Origin of the sequence: Vallitalea maricola (assembly GCF_036985595.1) — a bacterium.
Classification (GTDB): domain Bacteria; phylum Bacillota; class Clostridia; order Lachnospirales; family Vallitaleaceae; genus Vallitalea; species Vallitalea maricola.
Map to the genome: position 1 here is coordinate 1 of NZ_BTPU01000076.1, position 16,538 is coordinate 16,538.

17 protein-coding genes are annotated in these 16,538 nt (G+C 31.3%); 16 read left to right on the top strand and 1 reads right to left on the bottom strand.

Annotation, left to right across the window (positions count from 1 at the left end; translation table 11 throughout):
• The 12 genes from AACQ14_RS19235 to AACQ14_RS19290 all read left to right on the top strand — a co-directional run.
• A partial coding sequence (locus AACQ14_RS19235) for a methyl-accepting chemotaxis protein (protein ID WP_339365210.1) occupies positions 1–1,355 on the top strand: 1,355 nt, incomplete at its 5' end.
• A 346-nt stretch (positions 1,356–1,701) separates the two neighbouring features.
• The gene (locus AACQ14_RS19240; protein ID WP_339365211.1) at positions 1,702–2,748 is read left to right on the top strand and encodes a hypothetical protein; all 1,047 of its coding nucleotides are present in this window, start codon (positions 1,702–1,704) and stop codon (positions 2,746–2,748) included.
• Positions 2,749–3,120: 372 nt separating this feature from the next.
• Complete coding sequence (locus AACQ14_RS19245; protein WP_339365212.1) at positions 3,121–4,143, top strand: LacI family DNA-binding transcriptional regulator; 1,023 nt, start codon at positions 3,121–3,123, stop codon at positions 4,141–4,143.
• Positions 4,144–4,473: 330 nt separating this feature from the next.
• On the top strand, positions 4,474–5,541 hold the full coding sequence (locus AACQ14_RS19250; protein WP_339365213.1) for a substrate-binding domain-containing protein: 1,068 nt from the start codon (positions 4,474–4,476) through the stop codon (positions 5,539–5,541).
• A gap of 63 nt (positions 5,542–5,604) precedes the next feature.
• Positions 5,605–7,086: a sugar ABC transporter ATP-binding protein gene (locus AACQ14_RS19255; RefSeq protein WP_339365214.1), complete on the top strand. Its 1,482-nt coding sequence runs from the start codon at positions 5,605–5,607 to the stop codon at positions 7,084–7,086.
• Positions 7,087–8,079: an ABC transporter permease gene (locus tag AACQ14_RS19260; protein WP_339365215.1), complete on the top strand. Its 993-nt coding sequence runs from the start codon at positions 7,087–7,089 to the stop codon at positions 8,077–8,079. It abuts the gene before it with no gap.
• A 25-nt stretch (positions 8,080–8,104) separates the two neighbouring features.
• The gene (locus AACQ14_RS19265) at positions 8,105–8,818 is read left to right on the top strand and encodes an RraA family protein (RefSeq protein ID WP_339365216.1); all 714 of its coding nucleotides are present in this window, start codon (positions 8,105–8,107) and stop codon (positions 8,816–8,818) included.
• A gap of 133 nt (positions 8,819–8,951) precedes the next feature.
• Complete coding sequence (locus AACQ14_RS19270; protein WP_339365217.1) at positions 8,952–10,118, top strand: M24 family metallopeptidase; 1,167 nt, start codon at positions 8,952–8,954, stop codon at positions 10,116–10,118.
• A 3-nt stretch (positions 10,119–10,121) separates the two neighbouring features.
• Entirely contained in the window at positions 10,122–10,895 is a 774-nt protein-coding gene (locus AACQ14_RS19275) for an SDR family NAD(P)-dependent oxidoreductase (protein WP_339365218.1), read from the top strand.
• Positions 10,896–10,903: 8 nt separating this feature from the next.
• Positions 10,904–11,935: an aldose 1-epimerase gene (locus AACQ14_RS19280; protein ID WP_339365219.1), complete on the top strand. Its 1,032-nt coding sequence runs from the start codon at positions 10,904–10,906 to the stop codon at positions 11,933–11,935.
• Between the two features lie 2 nt (positions 11,936–11,937).
• A complete protein-coding gene (locus AACQ14_RS19285) occupies positions 11,938–13,011 on the top strand; it encodes a mannonate dehydratase (protein WP_339365220.1) in 1,074 nt (357 codons plus the stop codon).
• 261 nt (positions 13,012–13,272) lie between these two features.
• The gene (locus AACQ14_RS19290) at positions 13,273–13,635 is read left to right on the top strand and encodes a VOC family protein (protein WP_339365221.1); all 363 of its coding nucleotides are present in this window, start codon (positions 13,273–13,275) and stop codon (positions 13,633–13,635) included.
• 69 nt (positions 13,636–13,704) lie between these two features.
• On the opposite strand, the gene AACQ14_RS19295 is transcribed toward AACQ14_RS19290, so the two are convergent.
• Positions 13,705–13,908 carry a helix-turn-helix domain-containing protein gene (locus AACQ14_RS19295; RefSeq protein ID WP_339365222.1) on the bottom strand — a complete coding sequence of 68 codons (204 nt, stop codon included), beginning with the start codon at positions 13,906–13,908 and terminating at the stop codon, positions 13,705–13,707.
• A 130-nt stretch (positions 13,909–14,038) separates the two neighbouring features.
• Between AACQ14_RS19295 and AACQ14_RS19300 the strand changes: the two genes are divergently transcribed.
• From AACQ14_RS19300 to AACQ14_RS19315, 4 genes are all read left to right on the top strand, one after another.
• A complete protein-coding gene (locus tag AACQ14_RS19300; protein ID WP_339365223.1) occupies positions 14,039–14,329 on the top strand; it encodes a hypothetical protein in 291 nt (96 codons plus the stop codon).
• Positions 14,330–14,590: 261 nt separating this feature from the next.
• Positions 14,591–14,905 (top strand): phage integrase N-terminal SAM-like domain-containing protein, encoded by a 315-nt coding sequence (locus tag AACQ14_RS19305; protein ID WP_339365327.1) that lies wholly within the window; start codon positions 14,591–14,593, stop codon positions 14,903–14,905.
• A complete protein-coding gene (locus tag AACQ14_RS19310) occupies positions 14,898–15,383 on the top strand; it encodes a tyrosine-type recombinase/integrase (protein ID WP_339365328.1) in 486 nt (161 codons plus the stop codon). The genes AACQ14_RS19305 and AACQ14_RS19310 overlap by 8 nt, the downstream gene beginning before the upstream one ends.
• Before the next feature lie 162 nt (positions 15,384–15,545).
• The gene (locus AACQ14_RS19315; RefSeq protein WP_339365224.1) at positions 15,546–16,478 is read left to right on the top strand and encodes a hypothetical protein; all 933 of its coding nucleotides are present in this window, start codon (positions 15,546–15,548) and stop codon (positions 16,476–16,478) included.
• Positions 16,479–16,538 lie beyond the last annotated feature (60 nt).

Sequence of the window (16,538 nt, forward strand, 5' to 3'; positions counted from 1 at the left end):
ATTATCAAAATGATGGTACAAAAGAAAAATTTGAGATAGGTGAATTCTTCTTTACAACAGGAAAATCAATATTAAATAATAAAGAGAGTCTAAAGCAATTTATTCCAATACATATTGGTGAAACCAAAACACCTTGGTTTGTAGAAACTGTTGTTCCAGTACATGAAATCACTGAAGAATCGGATATGCTGGTAAGAACACTTATAGTTATAGGAATTATAGGGTTATTAATTTTACTGATAATAACTTATATAATAGCAAAAAAAACAAGTACACCTATAAAGGTACTTTCAAAAATAATAGAGAGATTGGCTAACTACGACTTACAATTTGAAGAAAATTCAAAAGCAGTGAAATACTTAAAGAGAAAAGACGAAATAGGTACTATAACAAATGCAATAAGTAAGATGCAAAGTAATTTTATTGATCTAGTAAAGAATATTTCATTATCTTCTCAACAGATAGCCTCTTCATCAGAGGAATTAACTGCAACAAGTCAACAATCAGCAACCGCAGCCGAAGAAGTAGCGAATACAATTGAAGAAATAGCACGTGGTGCTAGTGACCAAGCAAAAGATACTGAACAAGCTGCTGACAATATCAATGACCTAGGAAAACTCATTGAAAGAAATCAAGATGAGCTAAAAGAATTAAATAAATTTACTGATGAAGTTCTACAACTTAAAAAGCAAGGAATTAAAAATATCAAAGATTTAGTTGAAATAACTAACCTGAATAATAAAGCTACCAAGGAAATAGATAGTTTGATAAAAGAAACTGATGAGAGTGCAGGAAAGATATATCAAGCCAGCCAGATGATTAGCTCTATAGCAGATCAGACCAATCTATTAGCTCTAAATGCCGCAATAGAAGCTGCAAGAGCAGGGGAGTCTGGTAGAGGTTTTGCAGTTGTAGCTGAAGAAATAAGAGATTTAGCTGAACAAGCAGATGAATTCACTGGTGAAATAACTAGTATTATAAATGATTTGAAACAAAAAATCGATAGTGCAGTTACAACTATGAATGAAATCATAAGCCTAGTAGATAACCAAAGCAGTAGTGTTGAAAGTACTGAAGTTAAATTCAACGGTATAGCTGAAGCGATAGAAAAAACCAAAGAAGCTATAGACGTATTAAATCAATCATCCAGTATGATGGAAGATAAAAAAGTAAGCATTACAGAGATTACACAAAATCTATCTGCCATATCTCAAGAAAATGCAGCTGGTACAGAAGAAGCTTCTGCATCAGTAGAAGAACAAACTTCTTCTATGGAAGAGCTTGCTAATGCAAGTGAGGCTTTAGCTAAACTAGCAGAAGAGATGAATATTGGTATTGCTAAGTTCAAATACTAGAAATTATATTATAAAAAAAGCTGTCTAATTATGGACAGCTTTAGCTTGTTTACAAAATATTAAGTTCAAAACAGACAACGGTCGTATATGGTTAATCTACATTTACCACCCTTAAGCCAGCAAAAAAATGTGATTGCAGTCTATACAATCTTTACTTTTTATTACAAGGGTAAGGTGTTAATGGTATAATACTTTATATACGAGGTTATCACATGATTATTAAGAAAAGACTTATCACATAGAACCCAAATGGGAATAGCAGGCATTAACAGCAAGACATTATCAAAAACAACTGATGAAGATATAAAAAATGAAATTAAAGGTAATATTTTGGGGGAAATTTATAATGGGTTTAAATGAAATGCAAATCGTTATACTTATTTTATCGGCATTTTTTGCTTTGTTTCAAGCAATATACAGTTTCGTAGGCAGAAGAGTTGAAATACAATCAAGTTCTATGTTGAATTTTTTACAAATTGCAATTTGGATATATATTGCTTTGGCGATTTTTAAGGTAGATTCATTATTACCTTATAGGATATGTATTATAATAGGATTAATATTATTATATGTGCTGTATACATATTTTATAGGTTCTACATATAGGATACATACTGAGAGAAAAGAATTATTGGTTAGAAGTATTAATAGTGCTATGTCATCTACATTATCAGTTAAGGCTGTACAAGTGGAAAATGATGATAAAATTATCTTTAGAATCAATAATAGCAGAAGCAGAATACAGATGAAAGAGGATGTCAAAATCTCAGGCAAAATCATATATTCACTTAAATTCAAAGAATGGAAATCAAGAAATCTAAAAAAGCAAATCCTTAAACAGATAAATGATGAACTGGATAACTGTGAAGATTATAAGACCAGTAAGATTAAAACTGTTATTAATATAGTACTTTCAATAGGACTAATTTTATTTACAATAGGATTATTGAGTAATAATGTAATGAGAAAAGATAAGATTGATTTCAGTAAAGAAGAGATACCTACGGAACTTCATTTTATTGAAGAGGATTATAATTATACTAATAAAGAAGTAATAGAAGAATTACATAATTATCTTATGAAAGCGCATAATTCCAGAAATGAATACATAGATGAAAAAGATTTTTTCCAAGATTCCCAATTGATTTTTGAATATGGGGCTGGGGGAAATATTATTTCTATTAATGAAAAAGGAATGTACATCTATGTTAAAGATATAGTGATTAAAGAGAAGTCAACAATTCATTGGTTCTGTTGGAAAATACAGAAAATATATGATAAGACAGATGGAACTTATTATAGTATATGGAATTTGGACGAAAAAGAATATAATAAGATAAAATATCTGCTCATTAAGGATGAATTATACAATGGTATGTATAATGTACCATAAATAAATTAATCAAATGGATATAATTTGATAGACGGATATATATGAATAAATCATGTGCAATATTTATATAAAAAGTGCAAATGTTAATCTTACAATAGGTATAATGTTATAAAAATCTGAAATACATAAAAGTAAAAACTACTAATTAAGTAAGCTTAATAAGCTTATTTGTTAATAATATAACAAGCTCATAAGTAAAAAAATATATGGAAAATAAAAATATGCACAAAATAATTGACAAAAATAAATATGCGTTGTATAATTTATTTGTGTTGAAAACCTTTTCATGAAATTTTCAACTAGTTAAAAGTATAAATATGCATTGATAGCATGTTGTATCTTTAGCTTATGAAGCTTTAGTGGAGGTATACAATGGATAAAGTTTCAACTATAAAAGATGTTGCAAAACTAGCTAATGTTTCTATTAGTACAGTATCAAGAGTATTGAATGGGACAACTCCAGTTAGTAAAGAAAGTTCAGATAAGGTATATAAAGCAGTGGAAGTTCTTGACTATAAGCCCAATGCTATGGCTAGAAGTCTTATAAGCAAGAAAACCATGACCATAGCTGTAATAATACCTAACTTATCTAACTTGTTTTTCCCTGAACTGTTGAGAGGAATAAGTAAGGCAGTAGAAAAAGAAGGTTATTTTCTAATAATATGCAATACTGATTACAGTTCAGAAAAAGAAGAAAAATATATCAACCAAATGTTAGAAAGAAGAGTTGATGGATTCATTATTGTGAGTTCCAGTATAAGTAATGAGAAATTAACGCAAATGGTGAAAGGTAAAACTAGTGTTGTATTTGTCTACTCATATGCTGATTTTGGTTACAATATCATGGAAGATGGAATAAAGGCAACTTATGATGCTACAAAATATCTTATTCACATGGGACACAAAAAAATAGCCTGTGTTGGTTGGAGATTCAAAGGTGTCAATGTAAGATATATGGGATTTCGGAAAGCACTTGAAGAATTTAATGTTGATTTTAGAAATGAATATGTTATTGATTGTGGATATAGTAAAGAAGAAATAACCAATAACACTATTAAGTTGTTGAAGATGAAAGATAGACCTACTGGTATTGTAGCTTTTAATGACGATACAGCTATTGCCATAATGATGGCTGCCAAGAATATGGGAATCAATATTCCAGAGGAATTATCAATAATAGGATATGATAATATTTCTATCAGCAACATTCTGTTAAAACCTTTAACAACTATTTCAGTACCTATTCATAAGATGGGTGTTGATGCAGGTAAAAAAATCATTGAAATCATTGATAATGGTATTTCATATAGTGATACTTATAGAGAGAAATATATACCGTATGAATTAATTGAAAGAGAATCAGTAAAAGCTATGGATATAGATAAGTTGAATTAAATAATTCCTATAGAACCAGCAAATTATTTAGTTCTATACAACCTATAAAAACAAGGAAAATATCTTGAACTTATTGAAATGGGTGTATAGATATTTAAGCTCTAATATATAAAAGATTAAAAATAATAATGTTGAGTAAGTGAAATTTAATTTTATATTATTCAACATTTATTAATACCTTCTATGAAAAGCTTTTCATAAACCCAATTATGGGAAGAATAGTAATATAAGTAAATATATGTAGGTCATATAAACTACAGGGGTTAGGTTTATTGTTGTTATTAAAACTTCTTAATTGAAGTTTAATATATATTATAAGGAGGATATATTATGAAGAAAAAATTATTATGTATGTTAGTAGTAGTTTTAAGTTTATTTATGGTTGCATGTGGTAGCAAAGGTAATAGCAAGACTGACAGTAAAGGTGATGAAGGAAGTAAAAGTGATAGTGGCAATGTATCCAAGGATGATTCAAAAGATAAGGAAATAACTGTTGCAGGAATAGTATTTCAAGAAGACCAATTCATGAAATTATTACAAATGGGGTATCAAGCAGCAGGAAAAGAATATGGAGCTAAGGTTCTTGTTTCTAATACAAACAATGACCAAGCAAAAGAAGTAGAACTTATCAATACTTATACTTCACAAAAGATTGATGGTATTGCAATTTCACCACTTAATGAAACTTCATCAATTCAAGCTCTAAAAACAGCTAATGAAAAAGGTTTAGCAATAGCTGTATGTAACACAGCACTTAATGATTCTGATTTTATTGTAGGTGGTTTTACATCAGATAATTACTTATTAGGTAAGCAAACAGGTTTAGTAGCAGCTGAATTCATTAAAAACAACTATGAAGAAGGCGAAGAAGTTAGAGTAGCTATTTTACAGTTCAAATCTCAACTTCCTGACATATCTGCACAACGTTCTAATGGATTCATTGACCAGATCAAAGACATCCCAGGTGTTGTTGTAGTAGCAGACCAAGATGCATGGCTTCAAGATAAAGCAGTTCAAGCTGCAGGAGATATAATAACTGCTCAAGAGTCACAAGGTGGAGTAGATATCATATGGGGAGCTAATGATGGTGGTACTATAGGTGCTGTTATGGGTGTTAAAAACGCAGGAAAAGCAGGGGAAGTATTTGTATTTGGTACTGATGCAGCAGAACAGCAATTATCAATGTTGAGAAATGAAGATAATGTATTACAAGCTGTAACTGGACAAGATCCATATATGATAGGTTATAAAACTATGGAAGTTCTTTTAAAGGATATCTTAGGTGAAGATACAGGAGTTGACAGAGGTAACTCAGTGGTAGTTCCAGGTATAGTATTAGATAGAAATGATAAAGATGGTCTAGATGAATTTGCTTCAGATCTTGAAAACTACAAATAATAAAAATTAATATTAAGAGGATTTTCATAGTCCTCTTAATATATGACTAATGAAAGGATAATTATGAGTACATTAAGAACTGAAAATATAAGCAAACAATATCCCGGAACTCTTGCTCTAGATAATGTTACGTCAACATTTGAGAGTGGACAAGTACATGCATTATTAGGGAAAAACGGTTCTGGAAAATCTACTATGGTTAAAATTTTTGCAGGTGCTATAAAAGCAACATCAGGTGAGGTATATCTTGATGATGAAAGGTTGGATTTTAAAAATCCACAAGAAGCTATAGACAAAGGCATCGCAACAGTATATCAAGAACTTAGTCTTGTTCCAGGTATGAATGTTGCAGAAAACATCTTATTAGGCAGAATGCCTATGAGAGGTAAATTCATAGATTGGAAAAAAGCATACAAACAAACTAAAGAAATTCTAGAAGACCTAGGAGTAGATATTGACCCAAAAGAGATGGTTATGAATCTTAGTATGTGGCAATGTCAGATGATAGAAATCGTTAAAGCGATGAGTACTAATCCAAAGGTGCTTATGTTGGATGAACCAACTTCATCTCTCGCTCAGAACGAGACTGACCTATTATTTGATATGATTAAGAAACTCAAGAAAAAAGACGTAATAATTATTTATATATCTCATAGGCTACAAGAATTATGGAAAATAGCAGACACTTGTACTGTTCTAAGAGATGGTGTTTATATCAACAAGACTATAATGACAGAAACATCCCATGAACAATTGATTAAAATGATGTTTGGTGATGTAAAAATAAAAACTAGACCTGATGATCTTATTGTTGGGAAAAATACTTTACTTGAAGTCAAAGGATTAACTAGAAAAGGGTATTTTGAAGATATATCTTTTGAAGTTAAGGAACATGAAATACTAGGAATTGCAGGAATGCTTGGTTCTGGTAGAACAGAGCTGTTAAGAGGGATTTTTGGTGCAGATAAAGTTGATGATGGAAAGATAATTTTCGAAGGAAAAGAGATAGATAAACCAACACCTCATAAAATGAAAAAAGCTGGATTTGCTTTAACTCCAGAAGACCGTAAACATGAAGGCTTGATACAGGTCTTAAGTGTGCATACTAACTTGTGTGTTGCCAGTCTAGACTATATTTCTCCAAAACACAAAATAACAAAAAAAATGGAAAAACCATTTGTTGATAAGCAAATTGAAGATTTGGAGATAAAAGTACCTAATGTTGATTTGCCCATTTCTTCTTTGTCAGGAGGTAATCAGCAAAAAGTTGTTGTTGGTAACTGGCTTAATACCAATCCTAAAATCATGTTTTTTGATGAACCATCAAGAGGAATTGATGTTAATGCGAAACAACAGATTTTTGACATAATATGGGAACAGTCAAGAAAAGGTGTATCCAGCATAATGGTTTCTTCAGAATTGGAAGAACTACTTGAAGTATGTCATAGAATACTAATCATCAGTAATGGTAAGTTGATTGGAGAAGTTAAACCAGAAGATATTACAGTTGAAGACTTATATAAAAGATGCATTGGAGGAAAATAAATGAATGCGAATTGTGATAATAAATATATAAATAAATTAAGTAAGTTCAGTAAGACTCATATACTTGAATTGATACTTTTTGTAGTATCAATAATAATTGCATTTACAGCACCTGGTTTTTTCACATCAGGAAATCTATTAAATATATTAAGGAATGCTTCACTAAAAGGTGTTATTGCATTTGGTATGACTATGGTTATCATAACTGGCGAAATAGACCTTTCAGTATCATCAACAGTTGCTCTATCAGGTGTAATTACTGGTACTGTAGCAGGTAAATTAGCTGAGCTGGGTATCATGCCACTAGAATACTCAGTAATAATAGGTATGATAATTGCAATAGCAGCAGCAGCGTTAGTAGGACTGCTTAATGCAATCATACATACAAAATTCAATATTCCTACATTTATTATTACTTTAGCAATGTTAAATGTTGTATATGGATTAGCAGCAATAATATCAAAAGGTTTTCCAGTAACAACTTTTCCATCATGGTATAGCAAAATAGGTGCTGGACAGATAGGTTCCATTCCTATACCAGCAATAATTTTACTGGTTGTATTTTTAATAGTATGGATGGTAATGGATTATACAAAATTCGGTAGAAGTGTATATGCTGTAGGTGGTAACAGAGAATCAGCAAGATTATCTGGTATTAATGTAAAACATATAAAAATCGTTGTTCTTGTTATGGTACAAGTAACAGCAGCCATTGCAGGAATCATGGTTTCATCACAAGTTATGTCCGGTGCACATCCTTTCGGTAAAGGTTGGGAGATGGATGTTATATCCTCAGTTATTATCGGTGGAGCATCATTAACTGGTGGTATCGGTAAAGTAAAAGGAACTTTCATAGGTATCATTTTCTTAGGAGTATTGTTGAATGGGATGACATTACTCAACATCAATGAATATGTACAATATGTTGTAAGAGGCGGATTAATCCTTATGGCAGTTCTTATTAACACTGTTCAATCTAGAAAAGCTGTTTAAATAGCAAAATAATAGGAGATAAGATATGTTAGAGAAAAATGATTTATTAGATAAGATAGAAACAATGGATGATGATGAGCTATTCGATATTATGAAAAAGGAATTATACACAGGTGTCTTAACTGACATTATGGATACCATGGACCTTAGACATCAATTTCTACCAGCTTATATTCAACCCCTTAACAGAGATATGATGGTTGCGGGAAGAGCATTTACAGTGCAGGAAGCAGATGTAACAGGAACAAGAATATGTGCAGAGAATAGAGAAAAACCATTTGGAATCATGTTTGAAGCACTTGATGCCATGAAGAAAAATGATGTATATATATGTACAGGAAGCTCACCTAAATACGCTTGTTTTGGTGGACTTATGTCAACTAGAATGATTAAATTAGGTGTAGCAGGAGCTGTTGTAAGTGGATATACAAGAGATACAAAAGAAGTTCTATCACTTGGGTTACCTACTTTTACAAGAGGTTGTTATGCACAAGACCAAGGAATGAGAGGTAGAGTAATTGATTACAATTGCCCTATTGAATTTGAGAATGGAGTACTGGTTAACCCAGGAGATATAATTTTTGGAGACATTGACGGAGTATTATCCATTCCAAAGAAACAAGAAAGAGAAATAATAAGGAAAGCCTTTGAAAAAGTATATGGTGAAAATGAAGTAAGAATAGCTATTGAAAACGGAATGTCAGTAGTTGAAGCCTTTGACAAGTATGGTATTATGTAAACTACTATAAAGTTATTAATATATTTTATAAATAAATGAGCTATAAATATGAGTAATATAAGATATAGAAGTAATATAAGACATAGAAGTATATAAGTAATATAAGATATAGAAGCAGGAAGGAGTATAGATGATGAATAAGCAAAAGATATCAATGATTAGTGAGTTAATTGCCAAAAATGAACTAGGTGCTGTTATATTTTTTAGACCAGATGAGCTTGTAATGACCCTAGGTTATAGACCTTACTGGGGATTATCTGTTGAAGTATGTTTTGAGGGAAATGATCCAATCCTATATGTTCCTGCATTAGAACCCGACCTTAGGTTACCAAAAGATATAACAGTTAAAAGATATCCTTGGGGTGAGACAAGTAGTGACCCTTTTCAAATACTATATGGAATGATTACAGAAGATATAAAAAAATACGGAAACAACTCTAAACCCATATCATTAGTAAAAACGGTTGGAAATACGTCACCCTGCATTTTATCAGGAGAACAACCTCCACTACCAACTGATTTTGTGGATAATCTTATGAAAGTTAGTGAAGCAGGTTATAAAAATATAGAAAAAGAAATATTGGATCTATATAATTTTAAAACCTGTGAAGATATAGAAGGTATCAAGCTATGTAATAAAGTTGCAGGCATTGGAATAAAAGCTTTTTATGATTCTCTCCAAGCTGGATTAACAGAAGCTGAAGTATCAGCAAAGATGGAATATGCTGTTAGAACGAGGATAGGTAAAGATGGAGTTCTATATGCAAGTGGTTTTGCTCAAATTCAATCGGGGATAAATGGAGCAGATGGAGGCAGATTCAACTGGGTTACTGACAAAAAGCTAGAAGATGGAGATTTGGTCATGACTGAATTTGCAGTAGTCGTCAATGGATATTGGGCTGATATTACAAGAACTGGAAAAGTCGGGACTCCTACTAAAGAAGATATAAGATTACATGGAGCCGTTAAGAAAGCACAGGATAATGCTTTATCTCTAGTAAGAGAAGGAGCCATTGCCGAAGATATACATAATGCGGCTCAAAAAGCATTAGATAAAGAAGGAGTTGGAAAATATTTTACTCATGGATTAGGACATGGGGTAGGATTCAGATACCATGATCCTGGTATCAGAATAGCAAAAGGTAATAAGGAAGCATTAAAAGAAGGAATGGTTATTACTATTGAACCTGGAATCTATGATAGTTCTTTTGGTGGAATCAGGATAGAAGAAAATGTACTGGTTACTAAGAACGGCTGCGAGATACTTTCTAAGTTTACTAGGGAATTAAAGGGAGACTAACATATGAATATACAAGAATTATTTAGCGTAAAAGATAAGGTTGTTGTAATAACCGGTTCTACAAGAGGTATAGGTGCAGCTATAGCAAAAGGATATAAAGAGGCTGGCGCTTCTGTTTGGATACATGGAAGAAAAGAGGAAACAACTAAGATTGCAGCAGAAAAAATGGGTTTTGATAAATATGTTGCAGCAGATTTATCTGATATTCAATCTGTTGAAGAGATGGCAGAACATATTATAAGTGTTGAGTCAAAAGTAGATGTACTAATAAATAATGCTGGATATGAAGACCATGCATCTATTGAAAATATGGATTTCAATCTTATGGATAAGATATATGATATTAATACAAAAGCCCACTATCTATTATTTAGTAAATTAATTCCTTTACTAAAAAAATCAGACAGTGCATCAGTAATTAATGTTACATCTATACATGATCTGGTAGCAGTTAGAAACAATTCTCCTTATTGTATGTCAAAAGCTGCAATGGGAATGATGTCCAAAGTGGCAGCTCTTGAATTAGGAAACAGCGGTATAAGAGTTAACAACTTAGCACCAGGTGCTATAGCAACAGATATGAATAGAGATCTACTCAAGAAACTAGAAGAAGACAACGGGACAAGCTTTGGTGAATGGATACCACTTAACAGAGTCGGCGAGGTAGAAGAGATGGTTGGACCTGCTATTTTTCTAGGAAGTAAAGCATCTTCTTACATAACAGGAACCACTATATATGCTGATGGCGGATATAAAGAGAATCTATTGAGATATTAGGTGATATAATGAGAAATTTTGGTTGTAGAATAACTGAAGATATTAAAATACATGATATGAAATCATTAGTGATGGAAAATGAAAAGTTAAGGATAACTTTTTTACTAGATAAAGGTGCCGATATAATAGAACTTTTATATAAGCCAAAAGATATTGACTTCATGTGGAGGTCGCCAGTAGAATTTCATAATCCAGCTGAATGTAATTCTACTACAGGGTCTAGTTTACATAACTATTTAGACCATAATTTTGGCGGCTGGCAGGAAATACTTCCTAGCGGAGGTCCAGAGTGTAATTATAAAGGTGCTGTTATTGGTATGCATGGTGAAATAAGTAATTTACCATGGCAATATAGAATCATGAAGGATACAAAAGAAGAAATAAGTGTTATGTTTTTAGTTAGAACTGTCCGCTCACCATTTTACTTAGAGAAAACTATTACCATCAAATCCAATGAATCAACCATATATTTTAATGAAACACTGTTTAATCTTGCCAATGAGGATATGGAATTGATGTGGGGTCATCATCCAACTATAGGAGAAGGTTTTCTAGATGAATCTTGCTATATAGATACATCAGCCAAGAAAGTTTTTACCTATGGTGAAGAATTGGATTTTGATACTCAGAGACTAGACGTTAATAGTGAACATGATTGGCCTATGGCTAAGGGTAGAGATGGTAAAACAATAGATTTATCCAAAGTACCTGATAAAAATGCTGGTACGGCAGACATGCTTTTCCTAAAAGATTTTGGCGATAAGGCATACTATTCCATATATAGTAACAATAAAAACGTTGGTTTCAGATTAGAATGGGATAATGAAATATTCCCTTATGCTTGGATATGGCTTGTTTGTAAAGGTTCCTATGGTTATCCTTGGTATGGCAACACTTATAATCTGGCTATAGAACCTTGGACTAGTTATCCGGGAGCAGGACTTACAAAAGCAATAGATAATGGTACAGCACTTAAGATGAAAGCAAAAGAAAAGATTGATTTTAAGATGCAAGTAGACATTTATGAGAAAGGATTATAATTATGGCAGAAATGAAAATCGGAATTGGATTATATAGATACATGCTAAATAAAGAAAATTATAGATTTGCCAAACAAGCTGGTTGTACTCATATAATAGCTCATCTAGTTGATTATTATAGAGGGCAGAATGGAGTACATGGAACTGATGAAGTTAAAAACATGGGTAAATCTGTGGCAAATGAAGATGTATGGAGTTATGAAAGCATTCAAAAGTTGAAAAACGAGGTTGAAGAGGAAGGGTTGACATTATACGCAATAGAGAACTTTGCACCAGCTGATTGGTACGATGTTCTATTGGATGGACCTAAAAAAGAAGAGCAGATTGAGAGATTGAAACAGATAATAAGAAATGTTGGAAAAGCGGGTATACCTGTTTTTGGATATAATTTCAGTATTGCCGGTGTTTGGGGACATCTAAGAAGACCATTAGCTAGAGGTGGAGCAGTTTCTGTTGGGTTCTCTGACAAGGAAGGGGCTAAACAGACTCCTATTAAAAATGGTCAGATCTGGAATATGACTTATGATGAGAATGCAGAAGGATATATTGATGAAATCACAACTGAGCAGTTATGGGATAGATTAACATATTTTCTTAATGAGCTTGTCCCAGTTGCTGAGGAGGCTGGTGTAGTGTTAGCTGCACATCCTGATGATCCACCACTTAAGACGTTAAGAGGTACACCAAGATTAGTTTATCAACCACATCTTTATCAAAAGTTATTGGATATATATCCATCAAAAAGCAATGCTCTAGAATTCTGTATGGGAACTATTCAAGAGATGACAGAAGGCAATATCTATGATGCCATTGAACAATATGGTTCTCAAGAGAAATTAGCGTATGTTCATTTTAGAAATGTAAAAGGAAAAGTTCCAGAATATCATGAAGTCTTCGTTGATGAAGGAGATATTGATATGGTGAAAGCGTTAAAATTATTGAAGAAGCATAATTTTGACGGAGTATTGATTCCAGACCACACACCTTTATTTGATACTGAGATTCCTTGGCATATGGGTATGGCTCATGCTATTGGTTATATTAAAGGGATATATGATGCGGTTGTAAAAGAGTAAGTATTTGAAAGAATTAAATAGATTATTAGTTTATTATTGAAAAGATAGACTCTGTTTAGCTACCCCTTAGATGTCAGGCTTGAAGGTTTGATATTGCTAGATGGAGTCTATTTTAAGTGTAATTATAAGTGTAATTATATTAGGTAGATAATGAATAGATTTTGTATAGGTATAGAAATAGAAAAAGATATACAATAATAAAGAAAGGATAGTATTAAGTGGTATAATATACATTATTAATAGTAATGGAGGAAAACAAAAATGAATATAACATTTGAACTAAAATCGCTATATGTATGTGTTAAGGATATGGAAAGAGCGATTAATTTTTATGAGAGCTTATTAGGTCAGAAAGTTACTGAAAGAAGTGATATATATAGTGTTTTTGATATTAATGGTTTTAGATATGGATTATTTGCTAATGAAAAAATGAATGAACCTAAAAGATGGGGGAATAATTGTTTGCCAAGCTTGGAAGTAAATGATATTGATTTGATTTTAGAAAAGCTTGAGGAATTGGATTGTGATATAGTTTTTCCAATAACAGTTATAGGGGAAAATAAGGTTTTGGAGTTTACTGATAGTGAGGGTAATGATATAGAAATTACTTGTCCTTTGAAATGAGGGGGATGGAACTAAGAAATCTATTAGATGATAAAAAAGACCTGATATAAGGTCTTTTTTATCGCTATTTCACTTTTTATCAGTTCTACCAACTAGAAAATCAATACTAGTATTGTAGTAATCAGCTAATTTTATAAAAGTCTCAATTGGGATATTTAGTTTGCCAGTTTCATAATCTGAATATGTATTTTGCTTAATGCCTATTATACTTGCAATATCCTTTTGTTTTAAATCTAAATCTTCTCTTAATTGTCTTACTCTTGGAAAAATCATTCTTATCACCTCAGAGTTATTTTACAATATCGGAGATTCCTATATTGACATTTATCGTATATTCCGATAGAATAATTTCAAGTAGTTACAATAATAAAAAAATAAAGTATAGAAAGGTGATATGGAAGAAATGATAGATTTATATTCTAAAGCAATTAATAATTTACTTCATGATGTAGTTGATGAAAAATTAAAGCTAAGTATTGAAAATAATAAAGAGATAGTAGAACAAAAGAACTTGATGGAGGAATATGACCATGAACTCAAAGATTTGTTTGATAGATTAGATGAAAAGGATAGATCAGTCATAGATAATTATTTAAGTCTTAATAATTTTTTGAATAGCGTAATGTTTTGTGATATGTATAGAGAAGGAATATATGATGGTATTCTATTATTGAAGCATTTTAAAGTGATTTAGTTAAGATAATTTAGTTATTGGGATGCTACTTAGTAATGATATATGAAAGCTAGTATTTAATGTATGAAGAGGGTAGAGAATAAATTATTACAATTTTCTATTGAATTGGCAAATAATTGACAAAATATTAGTTAATACATATAATTAAAATTAGAGTTATTATAACTAAGGCATAATTAGGGGAGATTCTTTCTAGATATTATTAAAAGGATGATGATATTTGATAACAAATAGTAACGATAATATACTTAAGAGTTAACTATACAAGGTTATTCTAGTAAGACTAAAAAATGTTATATAAGTCATATTAAACGGTTTATTGGTTATATTAAGATGGATATTATTGAAATTACTGAGACAGATGTAAATATGTATTTAAGTTATCTAATGCAAAAAGAATGTTCACATAGTTATGTTAATCAAACAATTAGCAGTATAAAGTTTCTAAATGAACATGTATTACATAAATTAAAGTTAACAGTATATGTTGAAAGACCCAAAAAAGAAAGAAAATTGCCAAATGTATTAAGTAAAAAAGAAGTAAAAAGTATTTTGGCATCATTACAAAATAGATAAACATAAAACTTTATTAGCATTAATGTATTCTTCAGGATTAAGAGTTGGTGAAGTAGTAAAATTAAAAATAAATGATATAGATAGTCAAAGAATGTTGATTAAGATAGAGCAAGGTAAGGGTAACAAAGATAGATATGTTATGTTATCAGAAAGTATTTTGTTACAATTAAGGAAGTATTATAAGGAATATAGACCAAATAAATGGTTACTTGAAGGTGCTGATAAAGATAAGCATATAACAGAAAGAACAGTACAAAGAATATTTAAAAATGCATGTGAAAAAGGATATGTAATGAAAAAAGTATCTGTACATAGTCTTAGACATAGTTTCGCAACTCATTTATTGGAAAGTGGAACGGATATTAGATATATACAAGAATTATTAGGTCATTCAAGTTCAAAAACTACAGAAATATATACACATGTTACAAATAAGAATATTATGAGTATTAAGAGTCCGTTGGATGATATTATGTGAAGGGAAGAGTAAGAGATAGTAAGTATTTACGACTTTCGGGAATACATCTGATTTGGAGGTATTAGCGACATTCGGAAATATTGTAGTTAGACAAAACTATCCCCTTGGATTGAAAGAAAGTATTATCCTGAAGTGTATTTCTAGTGAAAGGAGTTATTTGGAATGAGTATAAAGAAGAAACTGTTTATGATTTTAACAGTCGTATTAATAATATGGCTTCTACTTACAGTGTTCTTTTACTATCAACATCAAATATATGTTGAGTCCTATGATATAGGTGAGTACATAGAATTCGATGAGTTTGGTGTTTTTGTTAATAATATTGAGAAGTATAACTACGAAAATAGAGGTTTCAATTATCCTGATTTCCTTTTAGAACTGGGTTTGCCAGGCGAGTTTAACCAAATTATTATGAATATCTGGTATTTTTATAGTTTTCCGTATGAGGTTGATAAGGCAAATCCTAAATTTGATATTAATTGTGAAGTCATAGTACATGGAGAATATGGTACTTCAGTTGATGTAAGAGATTTATTGGAGGGTAAGCTTGATTTTCAATATATTGACACATTATCAGATTCAATAATATATCTTGCAGGTACAAGTATTACTGCAAGTAGTAATCAGAACACTATACAGCTTACTTATTCTAAGGAATGGAATGATTCCTTATCAGGAGGTATAACAATTGTAGATTTGGTGGATGATAAGGAATATGAAGTTGATTTTAGCTTACCATTTACAAGAGTGAGATACGATTACTTTAATAGACGTGCAGAGCACAAGCAAGACTACTCAAGTTTTATTATTTCTGATATGTTGCGTAGTTATAAAAAGGGAGATAGATCTACCGTGGAGTCTTACATAAGTACTGAACATATAGAGACTTTTTCATGGAATATTCTTGATAGATACAGTCAGTTCTTTCCTGAGGAATTTATTTTTTCGTACATTGGCCAATATAAAGAAAATGATGGTGTGTTTATGATGAAAACTGGAGGTTATATAGAAGGGGAGTCGATTGATGAACTCACATTTTATATGATAAATGATAACTCAAAATGGCAGATTATAGATATTAGTGTTTTGAATTGAGTGTTACACACGCTGACGGGGATAGCTTCGTCTAACAGAGTGTTTACGTTCGCTGCACAC